The organism is Streptomyces sp. NBC_00647 (assembly GCF_045207245.1).
Classification (GTDB): Bacteria; Actinomycetota; Actinomycetes; order Streptomycetales; family Streptomycetaceae; genus Streptomyces.
Genome location: NZ_CP109040.1, coordinates 3,300,251 through 3,323,849, shown reverse-complemented (window position 1 = coordinate 3,323,849; position 23,599 = coordinate 3,300,251). Strand labels below are relative to the sequence as shown.

Below are 23,599 nucleotides of genomic sequence, written 5' to 3'. Positions count from 1 at the left end.
GAGGGGAGGGGGAGGAGAGGAGAAGAGAGGAGAAGGGAGAGGAGGAGAAGGGAGCGCGGGCCCTGCCGGGCGTCGCGAAGGACGGGCCTGGGGTACGGCGAAGGGGTACGACGGCCGCCGTACCCCTTCACCGAGTCCTGCCGGGTGCTACAGGCCGTAGCGCTCCCGGGCCTCCTTCACCGCCGACGCCTTGACCTCACCGCGGCGGGCGAGCTGCGCCAGCGCCGCGACGACGATCGACTGGGCGTCCACCCCGAAGTGGCGGCGGGCCGCCGCGCGGGTGTCGGAGAGGCCGAAGCCGTCGGCACCGAGCGAGGACCAGTCCTGCTCGACCCACTGGGCGATCTGGTCCGGGACCTGGCGCATGTAGTCGGAGACCGCGAGCACCGGGCCCTCGGCGCCCTGGAGCGCCTGGCGGACGAACGGCACCCGCTCCTCGCCGCGCAGCAGGGCCGCGTCGGCCTCCAGCGCGTCACGGCGCAGCTCGGTCCAGGAGGTCGCGGACCACACGTCGGCGGCCACGCCCCACTCCTCGGCGAGCAGCTTCTGGGCCTCGAGGGTCCAGTGGATCGCCGTGCCGGAGCCGAGCAGCTGGATGCGCGGGGCGTTCGCCGCGGCCACGTTCAGGCCCGCCGACTCCGCGGTGTTGAAGCGGTACAGGCCCTTGAGGATGCCCTCGTCGATACCGAGACCGGCCGGCTTGGCGGGCTGCGGCATCGGCTCGTTGTAGACGGTCAGGTAGTAGAAGACGTCCTGGTCCTCGCCCGGGGCCGCCTCGCCGTACATCCGGCGCAGACCGTCCTTGACGATCGCCGCGATCTCGTAGGCGAAGGCGGGGTCGTAGGACAGTGCGGCCGGGTTGGTCGCCGCGATGACGGGGGAGTGGCCGTCGGCGTGCTGCAGGCCCTCACCGGTCAGGGTCGTACGACCGGCCGTGGCGCCGACCAGGAAGCCGCGGCCGAGCTGGTCGCCGAGCTGCCACATCTGGTCGGCCGTGCGCTGCCAGCCGAACATCGAGTAGAAGATGTAGAACGGGATCATCGTTTCGCCGTGCGTGGAGTACGCGGTGGACGCTGCGATGAAGTCCGCCATGGAACCGGCCTCGGTGATCCCCTCGTTGAGGATCTGGCCGTCCCTGGCCTCCTTGTAGTACATCAGCTGGTCGCGGTCGACCGGCTCGTACGTCTGGCCCTTGGGCGAGTAGATGCCGAGGGACGGGAAGAGCGACTCCATACCGAAGGTACGGGCCTCGTCCGGAACGATCGGCACCCAGCGCCTGCCGGTCTCCTTGTCGCGGACCAGGTCCTTGACCAGCCGGACGAACGCCATCGTCGTCGCCAGGTTCTGCGTGCCGGAGCCCTTGTCGAAGGACGCGAACGTCTTGTCGGCGGGGGCCGGCAGCGGGGCCAGGGCGTGCGTGCGGCGGGCTGGGGCCGGGCCGCCGAGGGCCGCGCGGCGCTCCTGGAGGTAACGGACCTCCGGAGAGTCGGCGCCCGGGTGGCCGTAGGGCACCACGCCGTCGACGAACTGGCTGTCGGAGATGGGCAGTTCGAGCAGATCACGCATCTGCTTGAACTCGTCCGTCGACAGCTTCTTCATCTGGTGGTTGGCGTTCTTCGACGCGAAGCCCTCGCCGAGGGTGTGGCCCTTGACCGTCTGGGCCAGGATGACCGTCGGCGCGCCCTTGTGGGCGAGGGCGGCGCGGTAGGCCGCGTACACCTTGCGCGACTCGTGGCCACCGCGGGAGAGGTGGAAGCACTCGAGGATCTTGTCGTCGCTCAGCAGCTTCGCCATCTCGACGAGCGCCGGGTCGGCGCCGAAGAAGTCCTGGCGGATGTAGGCGGCGTCGCGGGTCTGGTACGTCTGCACCTGCGCGTCGGGTACCTGGCGCAGGCGGCGGACGAGCGCGCCCGTGGTGTCGAGCTGGAACAGCTCGTCCCAGGCCGAGCCCCACAGCGACTTCACGACGTTCCAGCCGGCGCCGCGGAACTGGGCCTCCAGCTCCTGCACGATCTTGAAGTTCGCGCGGACCGGGCCGTCGAGGCGCTGCAGGTTGCAGTTGATGACGAAGGTCAGGTTGTCCAGACCCTCGCGGGCGGCCAGCGCGAGTGCCGCCGTCGACTCCGGCTCGTCCATCTCGCCGTCACCGAGGAAGGCCCACACGTGGGACGCGGAGACGTCCTTGATGGCGCGGTTGGTGAGGTAGCGGTTGAAGCGGGCCTGGTAGATCGCCGACAGCGGGCCGAGGCCCATGGAGACGGTCGGGAACTCCCACAGCCAGGGCAGCCGGCGCGGGTGCGGGTACGACGGGAGGCCGTTGCCGCCCGCCTCCTGGCGGAAGTTGTCCAGGTGGTGCTCGTTCAGGCGTCCGTCGAGGAAGGCACGGGCGTAGATGCCGGGGGAGGCGTGGCCCTGGATGTAGAGCTGGTCGCCGGACCCGTCACCCTCCTTGCCCTTGAAGAAGTGGTTGAAGCCGGTCTCGTAGAGCCAGGCCGCGGAGGCGAAGGTGGCGATGTGGCCGCCGACGCCGTGCTTCGCGCCCCGGGTCACCATCGCGGCCGCGTTCCAGCGGTTCCACGCGGTGATCCGGGCCTCCATCGCCTCGTCGCCGTCCACGACGGGCTCGGCGGCGGTGGGGATGGTGTTGACGTAGTCGGTCTCGAGCAGCTTGGGCAGCGCGAGACCGTTGCCCTCGGCGCGCTCCAGCGTGCGGCGCATCAGGTACGCGGCACGGTGCGGCCCGGCCGCCTGGGTGACGGCGTCCAGGGAGGCCTGCCATTCGGCGGTCTCCTCGGGGTCGCGGTCCGGGAGCTGGTCGAGCTCGCTCGGCTGGATAGCGGTGGGGTCGGTCATTGCGCCGCCTTCCGGATGCGGAGGGGGGTTCCCTCATCGGCAAGGGGTTTTCGGGTGTGCCCTTGGTCTATGGCAGGACAGGGCGGAGGGCTCTTGTAGGAGCCCGTCGGTGACTGTAACTCCCTGATCGATGATCGATCAAAGGATTCCGAGGGAAAACCTCGTCAGATCGCGAAAGTCGGCACGGGGTGCCTGGAAGCCAGGCACGGGGTGCCGTGAAAATCGTTGGTTCTCGCAGGTGAGAGCACGGTTGAGCGCGGCTGCGCTCCCCTGCGCCGACCCCGGCCGGCGGCCCTCACGGGCGCGGGGCGCACCCGAGGACATGGGCCTTCACGAGGTCGGCGATCAGCGGATCGCGCCGCCGGAAGGCGTCCACGAGGGCCTCGTGCTCCTCCGCGTACGACTGCTGCACCGTTCCCAGCCACCGGATGGACAGGGCCGTGAAGACCTCGATGCCGAGGCCCTCCCAGGTGTGCAGGAGGACGGAGTTGCCGGCCGCCCTGACCAGCTCGCGGTGGAACCCCACGGTGTGCCGCACCTGACCGGTCCCGTCGGCCAGCCGGTCGGCCTCGTACAGCGCCGTCACGTGCGGCTCCAGCGCCGAGCAGTCCTCGGCGAGCCGCTCGGCGGCCAGCTCCGCGGCGATGGCCTCCAGACCGGCTCGGACGGGGTAGCTCTCCTCCAGGTCGGCGGCCGTCAGATTGCGCACCCGCACGCCCTTGTTCGGCGCCGACTCGATCAGCCGCAGCGACTCCAGCTCGCGCAGCGCCTCCCGCACCGGGGTCTGGCTGACCTCCAGCTCGGTGGCGATCCGCCGCTCCACGATCCGCTCGCCCGGCTTCCAGCGCCCGCTGACGATCCCCTCCACGATGTGCTCGCGGATCTGTTCGCGCAGCGAGTGGACGACGGGCGCGGTCATGAAGGCTCCTTTGGGAGGGGTGCGGAACCCCGGGGGCGTTTGACGTTTAGACAATAAGGCCGTGGCCCGCTCGGTGAGGGGCGCATGGCGGCGCTTTCCCGCAGGTGAGACGAGACTTACACGCTGTCAGAGTGTTCCCGGCCGTAAAGACCTGTACCGGGTGATGTCCGGACTCGTCACGTCCGTGCCACTCCGGGAACCCGGACGTCCCGGACTCGGTGGCGATGGTCAGAGGGGGCGCCGGCGGCGGCACCCCCGGTCGCCTCGGGGGATGTCATGAATGGTCGGATACGCGCACGGGGCCTCGGCCGGACGGTCACGGCGGCAGCGGCAGCGGCAGCGGCGGTGGCACTGGTCACCGGTGGGGCGACGGGCTGCAGGCCGATGGACACGGGGGCGGATTCGCGGCCGGGCGACGTACGGACCGCGGGGGCGGTCGCCGGGGCGGGAGCGGCCGGTCCGTCGGGCTCGGCGGGGTCCGGTACCGCTCCTTCGGGGGCAGCGGGGGCAGCGGGGGCAGCGGGGGCAGCAGGGGCAGCGGGGTCCGGGAGCCCGGGAGCCGGTGTCGCGCGGCAGCCCGCCGGTCCCGGGGGCGCCTGTGTCTTCGTCAAACCGGACGGCGCCCAACGGCTCGGCCACACCGGCTGGGGCTTCCGCGTCACGGGTACCGACCGCTGGGAGTACGGCGCCGTCGAGAACCCCTCGAACGCCCTCTACACCCCGCCCGGCGGAGACATCGGAGCCTGGCACGCGCGGGGCACCTACGCCCGGATGCTGGGCGACATGTCCCGCGGCGGGCTCCTCCGGGCTCGTGCCTCCGGCCGATCGGCGGGGACCCCCGTGGCGGGTGGGCCGGCCCACCCGTACAGCCGCTACCGCTGCACGTCCTCCCCACGCGGCGACGTCACCGCGGCCCGCGTCATGATCCGCACCGTCGCCGGCCGCGGTTTCCTGGTCGGCGTCGACCCCCGCACGGGAGAGTTCGGCTCCCGCGACTGCCTCGACGCCACGTACGACATCCTGAAGGCCTACCGTGCCCGGCACCTGACGCCCGCGTTCCCTGCGGAGATCCCGAACGTGTGGGTGGAGACGCTGGTGCTGTGGAGCGACCACGAGGTGACACCCGGGTAGGCCCACACCCGGTGGGGACCAGGTCCGCATCCGGTGGAAACACGGCACCCCCGCCCGGAGTTCCGGACGGGGGTGCCGCGGCAGCGCGTGAGCGGTGGGGGCTACAGGCCGAGCTCGACCTCGAACTCGCCCGCCTCCAGGATCGCCTTGACCGCGGTCAGGTAACGGGCCGCGTCGGCGCCGTCCACCAGACGGTGGTCGTAGGAGAGCGTCAGGTAGGTCATGTCGCGGACGCCGATGACGGTGCCCTCTTCCGTCTCGATGACGGCCGGACGCTTGACCGTGGCACCGATGCCCAGGATCGCGACCTGGTTCGGCGGCACGATGATCGTGTCGAAGAGCGCGCCGCGCGAGCCGGTGTTGGAGATGGTGAAGGTCGCGCCGGACAGCTCGTCCGGAGTGATCTTGTTCGCCCGGACCTTGCCCGCCAGGTCGGCGGTGGCCTTGGCGATACCCGCGATGTTCAGGTCGCCCGCGCGCTTGATGACCGGGGTCATCAGGCCCTTCTCCGAGTCCACCGCGATACCGATGTTCTCGGTGTCGAAGTAGGTGATCGTGCCCTCGTCCACGTTGATCCGGGCGTTGACGGCCGGGTGGGCCTTCAGCGCCTGGGCCGCCGCCTTCACGAAGAACGGCATCGGGGAGAGCTTGACGCCCTCGCGGGCCGCGAAGGAGTCCTTCGCCTGCGCGCGGAGCCTCATCAGCTTGGTGATGTCGACCTCGACGACCGAGGACAGCTGCGCCTGCTCGTGCAGGGCCTTCACCATGTTGTCGCCGATGACCTTGCGGATGCGGGGCATCTTGACGGTCTGGCCGCGCAGCGGGGAGACCTCCAGGACCGGCGCCTTCTTGGCGGAGGCGGCCGGAGCGGAGGCGACCGGCGCCGGAGCGGCGGCCGCGGCCTTCACGGCCTCGGCGGCCGCGATGACGTCCTGCTTGCGGATACGACCGCCGACGCCGGTGCCCTTGACGGCGGCCAGGTCGACGCCGTTCTCGGCGGCGAGCTTGCGCACCAGCGGGGTCACGTACGCGCCGTCGTCACCGGCGGTCGCGGCGGGCGCCGGAGCCGGGGTGACGGGGGCGGGCGCGGCGACCGGCGCGGCCGGGGCGGGCTGGACCGGAGCCGGCGCGGCGGCGGCCGGAGCCGGGACGGCGGGGGCGGCCGGAGCAGCCGGAGCAGCCGGAGCCGCAGGCGCCGCAGGCGCCGCGGCGGGGGCGGCCGGAGCGGCCGGAGCGGCAGCGGCCGGAGCCGCGCCCGGAGCGCCGATGACGGCCAGCTTCGCACCGACCTCGGCGGTCTCGTCCTCGCCGACCACGATCTCCAGCAGCACGCCGGCGACCGGCGCGGGGATCTCGGTGTCGACCTTGTCCGTGGAGACCTCGAGCAGGGGCTCGTCCTCCGCGACCTCCTCGCCGACCTGCTTCAGCCAGCGGGTGACGGTGCCCTCGGTGACCGACTCGCCCAGCGCGGGCAGCACGACGTCGGTACCGGAGGCGCCACCGGCCGGAGCGGCGGGGGCGGCGGGCGCGGCCGGGGCCGCGGGAGCCTCGGCGACCGGGGCGGGGGCGGCCGGAGCGGCGGCCGGGGCCGGAGCCTCGGCGGCGGCGGGAGCCTCGGCGGCGGCGGGAGCGCCCGTGCCGTCGTCGATCACGGCCAGCTCGGCGCCGACCTCGACGGTCTCGTCCTCGGCGACCTTGATGGACGCCAGGATGCCGGCGGCGGGAGAGGGGATCTCGGTGTCGACCTTGTCCGTCGACACCTCCAGCAGCGGCTCGTCGGCCTCGACGCGCTCGCCCTCGGCCTTCAGCCAGCGGGTGACAGTGCCCTCGGTGACGCTCTCACCGAGCGCCGGAAGGGTTACGGAAACCGGCATGGTTTCTGTTGCTCCTTATTGGGGTCTCCCCTTGCTCGATCGGGATCGAGAGCTCGGGGAAGGTGCGGAAGTCTGTGGTCGTCGTCGCGCCCTGCTCGACGCGGTGACTGGGTGCAGCCGCCGGCCGGGGGGACCGGCCGGTGGCCGCGATCAGTCGTGCGAGTGCAGCGGCTTGCCCGCGAGGGCGAGGTGGGCCTCGCCGAGCGCCTCGTTCTGCGTCGGGTGGGCGTGGATGAGCTGAGCGACCTCGGCCGGCAGCGCTTCCCAGTTGTAGATCAGCTGGGCTTCGCCGACCTGCTCGCCCATGCGGTCGCCGACCATGTGGACGCCGACCACGGCACCGTCCTTCACCTGGACGAGCTTGATCTCGCCCGCGGTGTTGAGGATCTTGCTCTTGCCGTTGCCCGCCAGGTTGTACTTGAGAGCGACGACCTTGTCCGCGCCGTAGATCTCCTTGGCCTTGGCCTCGGAGATGCCCACGGAGGCGACCTCGGGGTGGCAGTACGTCACCCGGGGGACACCGTCGTAGTCGATCGGGACGACCTTCTGGCCGGCCAGACGCTCCGCGACCAGCATGCCCTCGGCGAAGCCGACGTGCGCGAGCTGGAGGGTCGGGACGAGGTCGCCGACCGCGGAGATGGTCGGGACGTTCGTCCGCATGTACTCGTCGACCAGGACGTAGCCGCGGTCCATCGCGACGCCCTGCTCCTCGTAGCCGAGACCGGCCGAGACCGGGCCGCGGCCGACGGCGACGAGCAGGAGCTCGGCCTCGAACTCCTTGCCGTCCGCGAGGGTGACCTTGACACCGTTCTGGGTGTATTCGGCCTTCGAGAAGAAGGTGCCCAGGTTGAACTTGATGCCGCGCTTGCGGAACGCGCGCTCAAGAAGCTTGGAGGAGTTCTCGTCCTCGACGGGGACGAGGTGCTTGAGGCCCTCGATGACCGTCACGTCGGTGCCGAAGGACTTCCACGCCGAGGCGAACTCGACGCCGATGACGCCGCCGCCGAGCACGATCGCGGACTGCGGGACGCGGTCCAGGACGAGCGCGTGGTCCGAGGAGATGATGCGGTTGCCGTCGATCTCCAGGCCCGGCAGCGACTTCGGCACGGAGCCGGTCGCGAGGAGCACGTGGCGGCCCTGGACGCGCTGCCCGTTCACGTCGACGGAGGTCGGGGAGGACAGACGGCCCTCACCCTCGATGTACGTCACCTTGCGGGACGCGATGAGACCCTGCAGACCCTTGTACAGGCCCGAGATGACGCCGTCCTTGTACTTGTGGACGGCGGGTACGTCGATGCCCTCGAAGGTGGCCTTGACGCCGAACTGCTCGCTCTCGCGGGCCTGATCGGCGATCTCGCCCGCGTGGAGCAGGGCCTTGGTGGGGATGCACCCCCGGTGCAGGCAGGTACCGCCGACCTTGTCCTTCTCGATCAGGGCGACGTCCAGGCCCAGCTGCGCTCCGCGCAGCGCCGCGGCGTAACCGCCGCTACCGCCGCCGAGGATCACTAGGTCGAAAACGGTGCTGGCGTCGTTCGCCACGTCACGTCCTCCATGCATGTGCGCCGTACGCCGGGCACCGTTGTCCCTTGCGGGTGGTTGACCGGTCGGTCGGCTGGTGTCCGGCCGCTCTTTCTTCGGCCCTGTGGTGGGGGCCCTGTCCTGCCGAGAACCCATCTTCGCACTTGTCGAGGGCGAGCGAGACGCCGGGCCGGTGTGTGGGACGTCTGATCCATCACGTCGACGGGGTGCGGAGCCGGGTGAACCTGCGGATTTCGTCGAAGGCGAAACCCCCGTACGGCCATACGAACGGCCCCGGGTGAGGGAACACCCGGGGCCGTGCGCCGTACGAAGGCTCAGCCCAGGTCGCCGGCCGCCGTCAGTTCGGCGAGGCGGACCAGGGTGCGGACCGCGGAACCGGTACCGCCCTTGGGGGTGTAGCCGAACGGACCGGCCTCGTTGAACGCGGGGCCCGCGATGTCCAGGTGCGCCCAGGTGATGCCCTCGCCCACGAACTCGCGCAGGAACAGACCGGCGACCAGGCCGCCGCCCATGCGCTCACCCATGTTGGCGATGTCGGCGGTCGGGGAGTCCATGCCCTTGCGCAGGTGCTCGGGCAGCGGCATCGGCCAGGACTCCTCGCCGACCTCCTCGGCGGCCTCGACGATCGAGGCGCGGAACGCGTCGTCGTTGGCCATCACGCCGAAGGTGCGGTTGCCGAGCGCCAGCACCATCGCGCCGGTCAGCGTCGCCACGTCGACGATCGCGTCCGGCTTGTCCTCGGACGCCTTCCACAGCGCGTCCGCGAGGACCAGCCGGCCCTCGGCGTCGGTGTTGAGGACCTCGACGGTCTTGCCGCTGTACATGCGCAGAACGTCACCCGGGCGGGTGGCGGAGCCCGACGGCATGTTCTCGGCGAGCGCGAGCCAGCCGGTGACGTTGACCTCGAGGCCGAGGCGCGCGGCGGCGACCACGGCGGCGAAGACCGCGGCGGCGCCGGCCATGTCGCACTTCATCGTCTCGTTGTGCCCGGCCGGCTTCAGCGAGATGCCGCCCGAGTCGTAGGTGATGCCCTTGCCGACGAAGGCGAGGTGCTTGGTCGCCTTGGCGGAGGTGTACGACAGCTTCACCAGGCGGGGACCGGCGGCCGAGCCGACGCCGACGCCGAGGATGCCGCCGTAGCCGCCCTTGGCCAGGGCCTTCTCGTCGAGCACCTGCACCTTGATGCCGTGCTCCTTGCCGGCCGCGGTGGCGACGGCGGCGAAGGACTCCGGGTTGAGGTCGTTCGGCGGGGTGTTGATGAGGTCGCGGGCGCGGTTGAGCTCCTCGGTCACGGCGGTGGCGCGCGCGATGGCCGCCTTGTACGCCGCGTCCCGGGGCTTTCCGCCGAGCAGCGCGACCTCGCCGAGGGGACCCTTGCCGTTCTTGGCGGCGTCGCCCCGGCCGGTCTCCTTGTAGGCGTCGAAGCCGTACGCGCCCAGGCGGGCTCCCTCGGCGACGGCACCGGCGTCGGCGGCGTCCGTGATCGGCAGCGCGAACGCGGCCTTCTTGGCGCCGGCGAGCGCGCGGGCGGCGACACCGGCGGCACGGCGCAGCGCCTCCGCGTCGAAGCTGTCGTCCTGCTCCGGGACCGCTCCCAGGCCGACGGCCACCACGACAGGGGCCTTGAATCCGGAGGGTGCGGGCAGCTTGGTCACCTCGCCCTCGGACCCGGAGGCGCCGAGGGTCTCCAGGATTCCGGCGAGCCCGCCGTCGTACGCCTTGTCCACGGCCTCGGCGCCCGGTGCGACGACCGGGCCCTTGGGGCCCTTCGCGACACCGACGACGATCGCGTCGGCCCGCAGACCGGACGCTGCGGCGGTGCTGAGAGTGAGAGCAGTCACGGTGGTGAGATCTCCGCTTCCATTGAAGTTCGTGTGGCCGAGTGGGGGTGGGTCGACCGGGCCCGACGGCTGACCCTAGATCCGTCCTCGGGGGCGGTCCTTGCCGGGGCCCCTGACAGGGCGGGCGAAGTACCCGGGACGAGCCTACGCTCGGGGCCGGGTTTCGCTCATTTCTGCGGGCGTTCACCCACAAGTGGCGCGGTGCTGGATTCCCGCCCCTCACTCCTGGTGACCTGAGACACACTCATCGTGTTCCAGTGGGCATGTCGCCCACTGCTTCGCACGATTTCCACAGATCCCCCTCGATTTCCACTCGAAGGGGATCTCCAAGGGGGAGGCGCCACATATGGCACAAAGTCTGCATCGCTGGAGAGGGACGGCCGCCGTTCTGGGGGCCGCCGGACTCCTGGCGCTGGGAGTGGGGGCACCCGGCGCATCCGCGGCCACCGCGCCGCGGATCGATCTCAAGGTCCTGGTCCTCGACAATGGCGCCGGCCAGGTCGGGGCCATCACCGCGGAGCTGAAGAACTCCGGAATTCCTTACACCACGGTCAATCTGGGTGACGCAGGCCGCCCGACCGTCAACGCGACGTTCCTGAGCGACACGGTGAACGGCGTCCCGCGCGCCAAGTACCAGGGCGTCGTCCTGCCGAACGAGGCGCCGTTCGGCCCGGGTTCGGCCGAGCAGACCGCGTTGGAGACGTACGAGAAGACGTTCGGGATCCCGCAGGTCGACGCCTACACCTGGGCACACCCCGAGGTCGGGCTCGACTACACCGACCAGAACGGCGGCTGGTCCGGCGTGCTGGACGGCGCACAGACCCAGGTCACGGCGGCGGGCACGACCGGCCCGTTCCGCTACCTCGACGGACCGCTCACCTTCGAGGACAACGACCCGGCGGTGCAGGAGAGCTACGGCTACGCGGCCCACCCCAGGGAGGGGTTCACCAGCTACCTGAACGCGCCCTCCGGCGGTTCGATGCTCGGCCAGTACGAGCACGACGGGCGCCGCGAACTCGTGGTGACCTTCGCGTACAACCAGTACCAGAAGCAGTTCAAGGTCCTCGCGCGCGGCATCGTCGAATGGCTGACGCAGGGCGTGCACCTCGGACAGAGCAGGAACTACTTCTCCGTCCACGTCGACGACGTCTTCGCGCCCGACGCCCGCTGGGACTCCCAGCGCAACTGCACGCCCGGCGACATCGACTGCGCGGGCGGCGACGGGGAGGACAGCACCACGCCGATCCGGATGACCGCGGACGACGCCGCCTACGCCGCCCAGTGGCAGGCCGACCACGGGTTCACGCTCGACATGGTCTTCAACGCGGGCGCGGGCGAGGAGTGGAAGGCCGAGAACGGCGGCACCGACGCCCTCACCACCCAGCTGCTCGCCGACAAGGCCAAGTTCCGCTGGATGAACCACACCTACACGCACCCGTTCCTCGGCTGCGTCCAGGACACCACGACCGTCCCCTGGACCTGCTCGAAGAACGCCGACGGCTCGACGAAGTACATGAGCCGGGCCGACATCTCCGCGCAGATCTCGCAGAACAACAACTGGGCGGCCTCCCACGGCCTCTCCATCGACCGCACCGAGCTGGTGACCGGCGAGCACTCGGGTCTCAAGACGCTGCCCCAGCAGCCCAACGACAACCCGAACCTCGCGGGCGCCCTCTCCGCCAACGGCGTCAAGTGGACCGGGTCCGACAACTCCCGTGAGCCCGAGCAGCGTGCGGTGGGCAACGCGCTGACCGTTCCCCGTTACCCGATGAACGTGTACTACAACGCCGGAACGGCCGAGGAGATGGCCGACGAGTACAACTGGATCTACAGCTCCCAGGCCGACGGCGGCAGTGGCATCTGCGAGAACAACGCCACGTCCACCTGTCTGCCGGCTCCCCTGAACACGTCCACCGGCTACGCCGACTACATCGTCCCGATGGAGGCGCGCACCGCGCTCGGGCACGCCATCGGCAACGACCCGCGCCCGCACTACGTCCACCAGTCCAACCTGGCCGAGGACCGCATCCTGTACCCGGTCCTGGACAAGGTGCTCGCCGGGTACCGCGCCCTCTACGCCGACAACGCCCCGCTGCAGAACCCCCGGCAGAGCGCGATCGGCACCGAGATGCAGCGCCGCACCGCCTGGCAGGCCGCGGTGGCGAACAACAAGGTCACGGCCTACCGCGTCGGCAACACCGTCACGGTCACCGCCCCGTCCGGGACCCTGATCCCGGTGACCGTGCCTGAGGGGACCAAGAAGCAACTCCTGGTCGGCACGGCCGCGTTCGGAACGCCGTACGCGGGACAGCGCAATGACTGGACCAAGCCGGAGCTCCTTCAGTCCGCACTCAAGCTGAACCTGCCCGCTTAGGCACGGCAGCTCCGCGGCTCGACGCGCACCCCGGTCCGACCGGCCGGGGTGCGCGTCGAGCCGTGCACCGGGGGCCGGGGGGCTCTCCGGAAGAAACAGTCCCAGGGGGGAACCACACATGATGCGCACCGGCCGTCATGTCACCATGCTCACCGAAGGCACCTATCCGCATGTCCACGGCGGGGTCAGCACCTGGTGCGACCAACTGGTCAAGGGCATGCCGGAAGTCGACTTCCACATCGTCTCGCTCACCGGCAGCGGCCGCGAACCCGTGACCTGGGAACTGCCGCCCAACATCTACCGGCACACCTCCGTACCGACCTGGGGGCCACGGCCCGGCCGCGCCCGGCCACCGCTGGGCCGCGCCCTCCGCCGCTTCACCGAGACCTACGAGCGCTTCCTGTTCGCCTTCCTCGACCCTGACACGCCAGAGGACTTCGGTGACGCCCTGTACGAACTGGCCGAACTCGCCCGTGCCGGACGCCTGTCGGCCGCCCTGCGCAGCGAATCGGCGCTCCGCTCGCTGATGTTGATCTGGACGATGCCGCATCTGCCGACGGCCGCCGCCCGGCCCACCGTGCACGACGCGCTCACGGCGACGGACCTGCTCGAGCACGCGCTGCGCCCGCTCGGTGTCCGCATCCCCGAGGACTCCGTCGCCCACGCGGTCAGCAGCGGACTCGCCACGCTGCCCGCCCTCGTCGCGCACCACCTGGACGGGGTCCCGTTCCTGCTCACCGAGCACGGCATCTACATGCGCGAGCGCTATCTCGGCTACCGCGCACTCCAACAGCGCTGGCCCGTCAAGGCGTTCATGCTCGGCTTCTACCGCGAGCTGAACTCCCTCGGCTACCGAGCCGCCGACCTCATCACCCCCTGCAACCAGTACAACCGCCGCTGGGAGGAACGCGGCGGCGCCGACGGCGACCGGATCCGCACGGTCTACAACGGCGTCGACCCGCACGCCTTCCCGCACGCCGGCCCCGAACCCGCCGTGCCCACCCTCACCTGGTGCGGCCGGGTCGACCCCATCAAGGACCTGGAGACACTCCTGCGCGCCTACGCCGTGGTGCGCGCCGAACTGCCCGACACCCGGCTCCGGTTGTTCGGTCCCGTGCCGCCCGGCGGCGAGGCGTACCGGACCCGCCTGGAGAAACTCGCCGCCGAACTGGGCGTCACCGACGGACTGACCTTCGAGGGCCGCATCACCGAGGTGTGGCGCGCCTACGCGGCCGGTCACATCGTCATGCTGTCCTCGATCTCCGAGGGCTTCCCGTTCTCGATCATCGAGGCGATGTCCTGCGGCCGTACGACGGTCTCCACGGACGTGGGCGGGGTCCGCGAGGCGGTCGGTGACACCGGCATCGTCGTCCCGCCGCGCGAGCCGGAGAAGATGGCCGCCGCCGCGCTCACCCTGCTGCGTGACGACGAACGACGCCTGGATCTAGGAGAGTTGTCCCGCCAGCGGGTCATCGACCGGTTCACTCTGCGCCGTTCCGTCGACGCCTTCAGGACGGTCTACCAGGAACTGGCGGGCCGGCCCGAGGTGTACGAGCCCGCCGTCGAGACCGTGGACGACTGGACCGTCGAACTGCGCGACCCCTGGTACCAGGCCGTCGCCACGGACGGGACCGGCTGGTGAGCGGCTCCCTGCACACGCCGCCCGGGGCCCACCGGGACACGCGTGCCCGGGTACCGAGCCAGCGCCGCTCGACGAGCTGGGCGCATCCCGACCCGATCGACGAACTGGCCGAGAGTCTCGGGGAGTTCGTCTCCGCGGCCGTCCACCCCGACGAGGTGGCCGCGCTGCTCGAATCCGACGGTCTGTCGGACGACCAGATACGCGAACGGTACGGCGTCAAGAACTCCTTCGCCCTCGCGGAGGAGTTGTTCGAGCGGGTCGACCGTGCCTATCCCGAACCGGAGGGCCCGGCTCACGACCCGTGGCGGATCGGACTCCTCGGCTGTCTCCTGAGGGGCATCGTCTTCGCCCTGCCCGGCCTCGGCTATGTCCTCGCGGCACCGCTTCTCGCGGGGCCCAAGGGCGCGTTCGGGCTTCCGGCCGGCACCGTTCCGATGCTCGCCGGGGCGTTGTGCGGGTGGACCTGGAACCAGGGGCTCGCGTACCGCGCGTACACCTGGATGGGGCTCGGCGACCGCACGGCCGCCCGCCGCGCGCTGCTCGTCGGGACACCGGTCGGCGTCCTGCTCGGTTCCCTGGTGGCCTTCGCGGCGGCCGGTACGGCCGGCGGGGGCGCCGTGGCCTTCGCCGCCGGGCAGTCCGGCTATCTGGGCGCGGCCACCGTCCTGCTCGTGACGGGCCGGGAGCGCACGCTGCTCGCCGCCCTGACGCCCATGACGGCGGGCGCGATCGTCACCGTGTTCCAGCCGGTCCCGGACCTGGCGCGGGTGGCGTTGCTGCTGGGCTCGCTGGCGGCGGTCGCCCTGCTCGGTCTGCTCGAAGTGGCGCCCGCCGTCAGGGAGTCGGGGGAGGGGAGCTGGAGCGCGGGGCTTCTCGCGCTGTTGCCGTACGGGAACGCGCCGGGCGGCGCGGAGCCGTCCGGGCGGGCCGGTGAACCGCGGGCGGCCTCCACGGGCCGGCCGTCCGCCAAGGTTTCCGAGGCAGACCCGGCCCGCCTCGAGGGCGTCGTAGCGCGGCTGCGCGCCCGCAGGTCCGCCCCGCGCCGGCACGCCGGCACCCTCCCGTACGCCCTCTTCGGGCTCGGCAGCGGTGTCCTCGTGCTGTACGCGGCACTCGGAGACGTCCTGACGGGAGCCCGCGCGTCGGTCGCCGCACCGGCCGCGGTCGCGCTGACACTCAGCATGGGGCCCGCGGAGTGGCTGCTGTTCCGGTTCCGCAGCGGGAGCCTGGCCGGGCAGCGTTCCAGCACGTCCGCGAGGCGTTTCCGGCGCGCCACCGGCGGTGCCCTGGTCCGCTGCCTGGCCGGCTACCTCGCCGCACTCCTCGTGCTCGGCCTCGGCACCTCCGCGCTGTGGCCGCACGCGCCCACGACCGCGGACGGGGTCCGGCTCGCCGGACTGCTCCTGCTGGGTGTGGTCATGTGGACCGGGCTGCTGCTCCAGTCCTTCGGCGCCGTCACCGGCACGGCCGCGATCGTCTGTGCCGCCGCGCTCGCCCAGACCGCGGCCCTCGCGACGCACACGGGCGACGCGCACTGGGTGGGCCTGATCGTGTACGGCACGGCGGCCGGCGCCCAGACCGCGCTCGTCTGCGCCCTGCTGGGAAAGGCGACGGCCCACCGATGAACCCGCCGGCCACCGGCACGCGGAGGAGAGCCCGCCCATGAGCCCGCCCATGAGACCACCCCTGAGCCCTTCCCCGAGCGCGCCCGGCGGCACTCCGGGCGCGCCGACCTCGAAGACCCTTCTCGTCCCGTACTACGAACACCCTTCCGTCCGCCCGGCCGAATGGGACGCGCTCGTCGCCGCCGCGCCCCGGCTGCACGGCGTCGTGCTGAACCCCGCCAGCGGACCCGGCAAACGTCCCGACCCGGCGTTCGCGGCTGTCGCCGGGCGATTGCGCGCGGCGGACGTCCGGGTGCTCGGCTATGTCGACACGGACTACGGGCGCAGACCGCTCGCGGACGTCGTACGCGATCTGACCCGGCATCGCGACTGGTACGGCACCGACGGCACGTTCCTCGACCAGGCCGCCGCCGTGGAGAGCGAGTTCGGGTACTACCGGCGGCTGGCGGCGGCGGCCCGGGGACTCGGCGGCGGCCTCGTCCTCAACCACGGCACGGCACCGCACCCCTCGTACGCCCGGATCGCCGACGTGCTCGTCACCTTCGAGGGCACCTGGACCAGCTACCGCAGGAGACCCCCGCCGCCGTGGACCGGTGCCGGGGCGAGCCTCTGCCATCTCGTCCACGGGGTACCGGCCGGCGCCGACACGGCGGCGCTGGCACGCGAGCGGGGGGCCGCGCTGTACTGCGCGGTCCCCGGTGTGGGGGACCACCCCTGGGGCACGCTGCCGCACGCCCTGGCGCCCGTCCCGTGAAACGCCCTCCGCCCCAGTCCCGCCACCCGAAGCCGGGCGCGACGCTTAAGGAGTGGTGAACGGGGGCGGGGTGCCGGGCATGCCGCGCCCGAGGCCCGTCACCGCGGTTCCCGACACCCGGTCCGCCAGCGAGCGGCGGCTCGGGGCGAGCACGGGCAGCGCGTTCAGGAAGAAGATCACGACGGCGACGGTCCACACCAGCACCGAGAGGACGAACTCGCCCTCCACCAACAGGATGCAGGCCACCGCGTACACGGCGACGTCGGCCGTCGTGGTCACCGCGGCCCGCAGCGCCGCACGGCGCGGAGCGGACGGCGTGACCTTCAGGCCGAGCAGGGCCTTCCCGACGGTCCGTCCGGTGAGGGCGAGCGCCGACCACTGGTAGAGGAAGGTCGCGACCACCAGCAGCCCGAAGGCCTGCTCCACGTCCCGGACCGCCCTGCGCCAGAGCGAGAGCCCGAACCCCTCGGAGGCGCCGACGACATCGCCGCGCGAGGTGAGGAGGTCCCAGCCGCCGCGCGTCGCGAGATCCGGCACGTCCGCCACGAGCGCGGAGACGCGGTGGAAGGTGAGCACGGCGAGCGCGGACGCCGCCGCGAGCACCAGCGCGAAGTCGATGAACCACGCCATGAGGCGCCGAGATTTCGGCAGTGGCAGCACGTTCGGCACAGACGTCCCCCGATCACGATCCGTTGTCTGTTCGGCCGCTCAGATTAGTGGGGGCGCCGGCTCGCGGCGGCGTTCGCCGGTGATCGTTCCAGGCCGGTGACAGAACGGTGATCAGCCCAGCGAGAGAACCACGAGCGCGGTCGTCGCCGCCGTCTCCGCGAGGCCCCCGAACACGTCGCCGGTGATCCCGCCGAAGCGGCGGGTGCAGTGCCGCAGCAGCAGTTCGGCGGCCACGCAGGAGGCGCCCGCCGCCACCGCGGCGCGCACCAGGTCGTACGACCCGACGAGCGCGCCGCCACCCGCCGCCGCGCCGGTCACGGCCACCGCCACCAGCAGCGCGGCGCGGGGCGGAACGGTTCCCGCGACCGCCGCGCCCAGGCCCTCGGGCCGGGCCGCGGGCACCCCGGTGCGGGCGGCGAGCGTGAGGGCGAGGCGGGCCACGGTGGCCGAGACGACGGCGGCGAGGGCACCCCGGGCCCAGGAGGAGTCGTAGGCCTGGGCGAGTGCGGCCACCTGGGCGAGCAGGACGAACATCAGGGTGATCACACCGAACGGGCCGATGTCCGACTGTTTCATGATCCGCAGCGCGTCCTCGGCGGGCTTGCCGCTGCCCAGCCCGTCCGCGGTGTCGGCGAGGCCGTCGAGGTGCAGGCCGCGGGTGAGCGCGGCCGGTACGGCGGCGGTGGCCACGGCCGCGAGCAGCGGGCCGGCGCCCATGGCCAGCAGTGCCAAGCCCACCAGGGCGGCGCACGCCCCGACCACGACCCCGGCCAGGGGGGCGCACAGCATGCCGCCGCGAGCCGCGTCGCGGTCCCAGCGGGTCACCTTCACGGGGAGCGCGGTGAGGGTGCCGAAGGCGAAACGGAGGCTGTCGGGGAGAGAGGCCCCGGAGGCGGTCTTGGACATCGGCGCAGGCTACCCGGACGCCCGGAGGGCGGATACAGCGGCGATGGATAAAGTTCGCATATGGGTCATTGGTTGCAGCGGAACATCGTCGAGCCCGGGAAACTCCCCCTGTTGCTGGCGCTGGCCTCGTTCGTCCTGACCTTCGTGGTCACCCGTGTCGTCGTGCGGCTCATCCGCGCCGGCAAGGGGCCCTTCGGCAACGTCAAAGCCGGTGATCTGCACATCCACCACGTGGTGCCCGGCGTCGTGCTCACGGTGATCGGGGGCTTCGGGGCGGTCGCCAGCAGCCGGTACGGGTTCTGGCCGTGCGTGTGTGCCGTGGTGTTCGGCATCGGAGCGGGCCTCGTGCTCGACGAGTTCGCGCTGATCCTGCACCTCGACGACGTCTACTGGACCGAGGCCGGGCGCAAGAGCGTCGAGATCGTGGTGATCACGGCGGCCCTGGTCGGGCTGATGCTCAGCGGCTTCTCGCCGCTCGGCGTCAACGACACCACCGACCAGGAGTTGCAGGACCGCGCCAGCGTGATCGTGACCATCGCCCTGAACTTCCTCTTCGCGCTGATCGCCCTCAGCAAGGGGAAGGCCCGCACGGCCATTTTCGGGGTGATCATTCCCTTCATCGCCCTGATCGGCTCGATCCGGCTGGCCAAGCCCGGTTCGCCGTGGGCCAAGCGCTTCTACCGGCGCCGGCCGCGCGCCCGCGCCCGGTCCCGGCTGCGCTTCTACCGGCACGACCGCCGCTGGGCGGGCCCCAGCCGCAAGGTTCAGGACTGGATCGGCGGCAAACCCGACCCCGAGCCCGCCCGTTCCCTGTCCGAAAGGCCGTGACGCGCCGCGGAGACACAGCACATCACCAGTACCGCCGCGATGGCCGCCAGGTGTTCCTTGCCCGCCAGGTTGTCCTTGAGGAGCACCTCGACCACCATGGCGCCGATCACCACCCCCGCCGTCACATACGCCCGGTAGCGCCAGCCGAGGAACACGGCGAGGCCCACCACGGCCGCCGACGGGCCGGTGTCGACGACCTGGGCGTCCGCCCCGGGCAGACCCAGCGGATGGTGCGGGCCGAGGGCGATGCCGACGCGGGCGTAGAGCGTCCCGGCCAGCGTGGCGACGTACGCGATGACGAGCGTGCGCCACCAGCCCAGACAGATCTCGGCGATCCCGAAGACGAGGAGGATCTGCGCGAGGGCGCCCCACACGGGCAGATCCAGTGCCGGTACGAACAGGGAGAGCGGAGTGCGGAGCAGGGCGAGCGGCAGCGGTTCCTCGGCCCGGACGGAGCCGGCGTTCTGCACCAGCTGATAGCCCCAGGACTGGTTCTGGACGAACTGGAGAACCGCCGTCAGGCACACCGCGCCGAGGGTCATCGGAACCGCCCGCCACCGCCTCGCCACCAGGGCCCGGCGCGCGGTGACGTACAGCGGACCCCACTCGGCGCGGGCCCAGCCGGCGAGCCTGCTCATCCGGCGGCCCCCACGGCCCGTCGCGCACCGGTCCCCGGCGGTCTCATCTGTGCGATTCCAGGTGCTTGCGGTGCAGCCACTTCGGCAGGCCCGGCGCCTCCAGGAACCCCTCGGCGCGTGCGGACGCGACACCGATGCGCAGCAGGTCGGCGCTCTTCTCGAAGAGCAGGAACCGCGGCTCCCAGATGGGCCGGTACTTGGCGTTGGCCCGGTACAGCGACTCGATCTGCCACCAGCGCGAGAAGAAGCTGAGCAGCGAGCGCCACAGCCGCAGCACCGGTCCCGCGCCGAGCCGCGCTCCGCGTTCGAAGACCGAACGGAACATGGCGAAGTTGAGCGAGACCTGGGTGATCCCGATCTCCTGGGCGCGCCGCAGGAGTTCGATCACCATGAACTCCATCAGCCCGTTCTCCGCGTCGCGGTCGCGCCGCATCAGGTCCAGCGAGAGCCCGTTCGGCCCCCACGGCACGAAGGACAGCACTGCCCTCAACCCGCCCTCGGCATCGGTGCATTCGAGCATCACGCAGCGCCCGTCCTCGGGATCGCCGAGGCGGCCGAGCGCCATGCTGAAGCCGCGCTCGGTCGCGCCGTCGCGCCAGTCGTCCGCACGCCTGAGCAGATACGCCAGCTCGGCGGCCGGGATGTCCTCGTGCCGTCGGATGCGCACCCGGTACCCGGCCCGCTTGACCCGGTTGTAGGCCTGCCGGACGGTACGCATGGCCCGTCCTTCGAGGGTGAACTCGGCCGTCTCCACGAGGGCTTCGTCGCCGAGCTCGAGGGCGTCGAGACCGTGCCGGGAGTAGATGGTGCCCGCCTCCTCGCTAGCGCCCATCACCGCCGGGATCCAGCCGTGCTCCCGGGCCTCGGCGAGCCAGGGTTCGATGGCGCCGGGCCAGGCCTCCGGGTCGCCGATGGGGTCGCCGCTCGCCAGGGACACCCCGCCCACCACGCGGTACGCCACCGCCGCCTTGCCGGTGGGCGACCAGACCACGCTCTTCTCCCGGCGCAGCGCGAAGTAGCCCAGCGAGTCCCGGTCGCCGTTGCGGTCGAGCAGGGCGCGCAGCCGCTTCTCGTCGTCCTCGGTGAGCGGGTCGACGGCACGCCGGGAGCGGAAGGCCGCGTAGAGGACGGCGAGCACCAGCAGGGTGCTGAGCACGTTGATGCCGACCACGACCCAGTTGGGCGTCGAGATCCCGGGGTAGTGGGAGTCGTCGGCGGCGACCGAGACGAGCCGCAGGGTGCCGTAGCGCCAGCGGTCCAGGAAGGTCGAACGGTGGGCGTCGTGCGCTTCGTTGGTGACCGTGACCAGCAGCGCGGCGAGCAGGGAGGTGACCAGCAGCCCGCCGACCGCGACGGCCGCGGCGAGCTTCGGGTTCGACCGGTCGCCCTTGGCGTAGAACTCCCGGCGGCCGACGGCGAGGGAGCCCACGAAGGCCGCGGTCAGCACGAGCGACACCCAGTTCTGCGCGTACTGGCGGATCTCCGGGAATGCCATCGCGACGGCGAACAGCAGCAGGAACATGCCGCTCAGCACGGAGTTGAGGATCCACGCGGCCCGCTTGCGCCGCCGCATCGTGATGGCCAGGAACATCGTGAACACCCCGGAGGCGAATCCGGCGGTCAGCAGGTACGGGGTGAAGTAGTTCTCGGTGTTGTGCCGTCGTACGTCCTGTCCGAGCGACACCCACACGGCGCTCAGAAAGTTGATGAACGTGACCGCGCGCAGATACCAGACGGCGAAGGCGGCGGACCGCCGCGAGGCGGCCGTGGACCGCCGGTCCCCGTCGTTCCGGCGGACCGACGCCCGTTCCTGGTCAACGGCAATTCGGGCATCTCCCATAAAGCGCGATGATATGGGGCATTGTGCCCCGCGCGGGGGAGGGCCGGTGCGGGTGGTGCCCCGCCGGGCGGCGGGTCCTGCTCCTACCGATGCCCCGGGGGTGCTCGGCTGCCGGGGCACCGGTTCTCATGGCCCCGGACCGGGGGCCGGGCGGCACCTCGTCCCGGCCCGGCGCCCGATGGCGGGCGTCGGGCCCGGGTGCGGCCTCGAAGCGGAGGCCGGCGACTTCGGTCGGCGCGCCGTCCCGGCCGGGACCTGGGGAGTTGGCGTCGAAGCCGGGTGCCCCGGGCCGAGGACGCCGGCTCCGGTCGGTGAACCGTCCGGGACGGGCCCGGGGAGTTGGCCCCCGCCCCGGGTGTGCCCCCGGGGCGGGGGCGGCCGGCCCGGTCGGTGAACGTCCTGGGCGGGGCCGGTGAGTCGGCGTCGCGCGTGGGCGCTCCCGAGGGCGGGGGCGGGCAGTCCGGCCGGCCGGTCGTCCCGGCGCGGGCCGGACGGTCGGCGCCGGGTACGGGCGCGGCCTCGGAGGCCGGGCGGCTACGCGTCCCGCCCGGGGGTCGGGGAGTCGGTGTCGGGCCCGGGCGCGGTCTGAGCACCGGGGGCGGACTCGGCATCAGCCTCCGACCGGGAGCCGGTCCCGGAGTCGGTTCCTGAGCCGGTCCCGGTCCCGGGGTCGGTCCCTGAGTCGGTCCCGGTCCCGGGGTCGGTCCCTGAGCTGGCCCCGGTTCCTGAGCCGGTTCCTGAGCCGGTCCCGGTGTCGGTTCCTGAGCTGCCCCCGGTCTCGGTGTCGGTTCCTGAGCCGGTCCCGGTCTCGGTGTCGGTTCCTGAGTCGGTCCCGGTCCCGGTGTCGGTCCCTGAGCCTGCCCCGGCCCCTCAGTCGGTTCCTGAGCCGGTCCCGGAGTCGGTGTCGGTTCCTGGGCCGGTCCCGGAGTCGGTGTCGGTTCCTGAGCCGGTCCCGGGGTCCGTGTCGGTCTCGGTGTCGGAAGCGGTGTCGGGCTCGGAGTCTTGCTTGGGGTCTGCTTCCGGGGCCGTCTCCGCCTCCGGAGAGGGGGCTTCCGGAAGGTCCGCCGCGAGGCTCGCCGCGGCCTGGACCAGCGGCAGCGCGAGCAGGGCGCCCGCCCCCTCGCCCACTGTCACCCCGTGGTCGAGCAGCGGTTCGAGGGCCATCCGGTCCAGTGCCTTGGCCTGCGCCGGCTCCCCGCTGCTCTGCCCGGCCAGCCACCAGTCCGGCGCGCGGAAGGCGACCCGCTGTCCGACCAGCGCGCACGCGGCCGACACGACTCCGTCGAGAATCACCGGCATCTTGCGCACCGCGCTCTGCAGCAGGAATCCGGTCATCGCCGCCAGATCGGCCCCGCCCACCGTCGCGAGCAGCTGCAGCTGGTCCCCGAGCACGGGCCGGGCCCGCCGCAGGGAGTCGCGCACGGCGGCGCACTTGCGCATCCACGCGAGGTCGTCGATGGCCTGCCCGCCCCGCCCGGTGACGACGGACGCGTCGGTCCCGCACAGCGCCGCGACCAGGACGGCCGCCGCCGTGGTCCCGCCCACGCTGATGTCGCCGAGCACCACCAGATCCGTACCGGAGTCCGCCTCCTCGTCCGCGATGGCGACCCCGGCGCGGAAGGCGGCCTCCGCCTCCTCCAGGGTCATCGCGTCCTCGACGTCGATCCGGCCCGAACCGCGCCGGACCCGATGCCGCACGACCTCGTCGGGCAGCCCCTCGGGATCGGTCTCCAGCGCCATGTCGATCACGCGCACCGGCACGCCGAGCCGGCGGGCCAGCACCGACGCCGGGCTCGCGCCCTCCAGGACCGCCCGCACCAGCCGGCCGGCGCTGCCCGCGGGGCGCGCCGACACACCGAGGGCGGCGATCCCGTGGTCGCCCGCGAACAACACGACACGCGGGTGCTCGATCGGCCGCACCGGCACAGCGGACTGCGCCGCCGCCAGCCATTCACCCAGGTCGTCGAGGCGGCCCAGTGCCCCGGGCGGCACGATCCGGCTCTCCCGGCGCGCCTCGGCGTCTCGGCGTACGCCTCCGTCGGGACGCTCGATCAGATCGGTGAAGTCGTCGAGATTAAGCGAGCTCATTCGCCGAACAGTACCGGCACCGATCGAACACGTCCGCGCCACGTCGATGCACTCCGTATCACCTTCGGATACGTACCG

16 protein-coding genes are annotated in these 23,599 nt (G+C 72.1%); 6 read left to right on the top strand and 10 right to left on the bottom strand.

What is annotated here, in order from left to right; all coding sequences use genetic code 11:
• Nucleotides 1-147: 147 nt before the first annotated feature.
• Together aceE and OG788_RS14645 are read right to left on the bottom strand one after the other, a co-directional pair.
• Complete coding sequence (gene aceE, locus OG788_RS14650; protein ID WP_356755445.1) at nt 148-2,853, bottom strand: pyruvate dehydrogenase (acetyl-transferring), homodimeric type; 2,706 nt, start codon at nt 2,851-2,853, stop codon at nt 148-150.
• Between the two features lie 295 nt (nt 2,854-3,148).
• Complete coding sequence (locus OG788_RS14645) at nt 3,149-3,772, bottom strand: GntR family transcriptional regulator (RefSeq protein WP_261708522.1); 624 nt, start codon at nt 3,770-3,772, stop codon at nt 3,149-3,151.
• A 276-nt stretch (nt 3,773-4,048) separates the two neighbouring features.
• On the opposite strand from OG788_RS14645, the gene OG788_RS14640 reads away from it, so the two are divergent.
• Nucleotides 4,049-4,903 (top strand): hypothetical protein, encoded by an 855-nt coding sequence (locus OG788_RS14640; protein ID WP_406371202.1) that lies wholly within the window; start codon nt 4,049-4,051, stop codon nt 4,901-4,903.
• Between the two features lie 101 nt (nt 4,904-5,004).
• Here the strand turns inward: OG788_RS14640 and sucB are convergent, their stop codons facing one another.
• The 3 genes from sucB to OG788_RS14625 form a co-directional block, all read right to left on the bottom strand.
• Nucleotides 5,005-6,777 (bottom strand): 2-oxoglutarate dehydrogenase, E2 component, dihydrolipoamide succinyltransferase, encoded by a 1,773-nt coding sequence (gene sucB, locus OG788_RS14635; RefSeq protein WP_406371200.1) that lies wholly within the window; start codon nt 6,775-6,777, stop codon nt 5,005-5,007.
• A gap of 150 nt (nt 6,778-6,927) precedes the next feature.
• Nucleotides 6,928-8,316 carry a dihydrolipoyl dehydrogenase gene (gene lpdA / locus OG788_RS14630; protein WP_351553719.1) on the bottom strand — a complete coding sequence of 463 codons (1,389 nt, stop codon included), beginning with the start codon at nt 8,314-8,316 and terminating at the stop codon, nt 6,928-6,930.
• Nucleotides 8,317-8,630: 314 nt separating this feature from the next.
• Nucleotides 8,631-10,157 carry a leucyl aminopeptidase gene (locus OG788_RS14625; RefSeq protein ID WP_266757899.1) on the bottom strand — a complete coding sequence of 509 codons (1,527 nt, stop codon included), beginning with the start codon at nt 10,155-10,157 and terminating at the stop codon, nt 8,631-8,633.
• A gap of 346 nt (nt 10,158-10,503) precedes the next feature.
• On the opposite strand from OG788_RS14625, the gene OG788_RS14620 reads away from it, so the two are divergent.
• The 4 genes from OG788_RS14620 (at nt 10,504) to OG788_RS14605 (ending at nt 16,552) form a co-directional block, all read left to right on the top strand.
• On the top strand, nt 10,504-12,531 hold the full coding sequence (locus OG788_RS14620; protein ID WP_406371198.1) for a hypothetical protein: 2,028 nt from the start codon (nt 10,504-10,506) through the stop codon (nt 12,529-12,531).
• A gap of 118 nt (nt 12,532-12,649) precedes the next feature.
• A complete protein-coding gene (gene pelF, locus OG788_RS14615; RefSeq protein WP_406371196.1) occupies nt 12,650-14,173 on the top strand; it encodes a GT4 family glycosyltransferase PelF in 1,524 nt (507 codons plus the stop codon).
• Nucleotides 14,170-15,798: a hypothetical protein gene (locus OG788_RS14610; RefSeq protein WP_406371194.1), complete on the top strand. Its 1,629-nt coding sequence runs from the start codon at nt 14,170-14,172 to the stop codon at nt 15,796-15,798. Before pelF ends, OG788_RS14610 begins: the two co-directional genes overlap by 4 nt.
• Before the next feature lie 37 nt (nt 15,799-15,835).
• Entirely contained in the window at nt 15,836-16,552 is a 717-nt protein-coding gene (locus OG788_RS14605; RefSeq protein WP_406371193.1) for a spherulation-specific family 4 protein, read from the top strand.
• A gap of 45 nt (nt 16,553-16,597) precedes the next feature.
• On the opposite strand, the gene OG788_RS14600 is transcribed toward OG788_RS14605, so the two are convergent.
• Both OG788_RS14600 and OG788_RS14595 read right to left on the bottom strand, forming a co-directional pair.
• Nucleotides 16,598-17,182: an RDD family protein gene (locus OG788_RS14600; protein ID WP_351555269.1), complete on the bottom strand. Its 585-nt coding sequence runs from the start codon at nt 17,180-17,182 to the stop codon at nt 16,598-16,600.
• 150 nt (nt 17,183-17,332) lie between these two features.
• Entirely contained in the window at nt 17,333-18,127 is a 795-nt protein-coding gene (locus OG788_RS14595; RefSeq protein WP_406371190.1) for an adenosylcobinamide-GDP ribazoletransferase, read from the bottom strand.
• A 60-nt stretch (nt 18,128-18,187) separates the two neighbouring features.
• On the opposite strand from OG788_RS14595, the gene OG788_RS14590 reads away from it, so the two are divergent.
• Nucleotides 18,188-18,955, top strand: coding sequence for a hypothetical protein (locus OG788_RS14590; protein ID WP_351555275.1), 768 nt, complete (start codon nt 18,188-18,190; stop codon nt 18,953-18,955).
• On the opposite strand, the gene OG788_RS14585 is transcribed toward OG788_RS14590, so the two are convergent.
• The 3 genes from OG788_RS14585 to cobT form a co-directional block, all read right to left on the bottom strand.
• On the bottom strand, nt 18,892-19,593 hold the full coding sequence (locus OG788_RS14585) for a hypothetical protein (protein WP_406371189.1): 702 nt from the start codon (nt 19,591-19,593) through the stop codon (nt 18,892-18,894). The two genes, OG788_RS14590 and OG788_RS14585, sit on opposite strands and share 64 nt — an antisense overlap.
• A 43-nt stretch (nt 19,594-19,636) precedes the next feature.
• The gene (locus OG788_RS14580) at nt 19,637-21,433 is read right to left on the bottom strand and encodes a phosphatidylglycerol lysyltransferase domain-containing protein (RefSeq protein ID WP_351555281.1); all 1,797 of its coding nucleotides are present in this window, start codon (nt 21,431-21,433) and stop codon (nt 19,637-19,639) included.
• A gap of 870 nt (nt 21,434-22,303) precedes the next feature.
• Nucleotides 22,304-23,521: a nicotinate-nucleotide--dimethylbenzimidazole phosphoribosyltransferase gene (cobT, locus tag OG788_RS14575; protein WP_406371186.1), complete on the bottom strand. Its 1,218-nt coding sequence runs from the start codon at nt 23,519-23,521 to the stop codon at nt 22,304-22,306.
• Nucleotides 23,522-23,599 lie beyond the last annotated feature (78 nt).

What these genes read in the sequence shown, in the direction of transcription:
- aceE (WP_356755445.1), bottom strand. Translation starts at nt 2,853, where the DNA reads ATGACCGACCCCACCGCTATCCAGCCGAGCGAGCTCGACCAGCTCCCG.
- OG788_RS14645 (WP_261708522.1), bottom strand. Translation starts at nt 3,772, where the DNA reads ATGACCGCGCCCGTCGTCCACTCGCTGCGCGAACAGATCCGCGAGCAC.
- OG788_RS14640 (WP_406371202.1), top strand. Translation starts at nt 4,049, where the DNA reads ATGAATGGTCGGATACGCGCACGGGGCCTCGGCCGGACGGTCACGGCG.
- sucB (WP_406371200.1), bottom strand. Translation starts at nt 6,777, where the DNA reads ATGCCGGTTTCCGTAACCCTTCCGGCGCTCGGTGAGAGCGTCACCGAG.
- OG788_RS14620 (WP_406371198.1), top strand. Translation starts at nt 10,504, where the DNA reads ATGGCACAAAGTCTGCATCGCTGGAGAGGGACGGCCGCCGTTCTGGGG.
- pelF (WP_406371196.1), top strand. Translation starts at nt 12,650, where the DNA reads ATGATGCGCACCGGCCGTCATGTCACCATGCTCACCGAAGGCACCTAT.
- OG788_RS14605 (WP_406371193.1), top strand. Translation starts at nt 15,836, where the DNA reads ATGAGCCCGCCCATGAGACCACCCCTGAGCCCTTCCCCGAGCGCGCCC.
- OG788_RS14600 (WP_351555269.1), bottom strand. Translation starts at nt 17,182, where the DNA reads ATGGCGTGGTTCATCGACTTCGCGCTGGTGCTCGCGGCGGCGTCCGCG.
- OG788_RS14595 (WP_406371190.1), bottom strand. Translation starts at nt 18,127, where the DNA reads ATGTCCAAGACCGCCTCCGGGGCCTCTCTCCCCGACAGCCTCCGTTTC.
- OG788_RS14590 (WP_351555275.1), top strand. Translation starts at nt 18,188, where the DNA reads ATGGGTCATTGGTTGCAGCGGAACATCGTCGAGCCCGGGAAACTCCCC.
- OG788_RS14585 (WP_406371189.1), bottom strand. Translation starts at nt 19,593, where the DNA reads ATGAGCAGGCTCGCCGGCTGGGCCCGCGCCGAGTGGGGTCCGCTGTAC.
- OG788_RS14580 (WP_351555281.1), bottom strand. Translation starts at nt 21,433, where the DNA reads ATGGGAGATGCCCGAATTGCCGTTGACCAGGAACGGGCGTCGGTCCGC.
- cobT (WP_406371186.1), bottom strand. Translation starts at nt 23,521, where the DNA reads ATGAGCTCGCTTAATCTCGACGACTTCACCGATCTGATCGAGCGTCCC.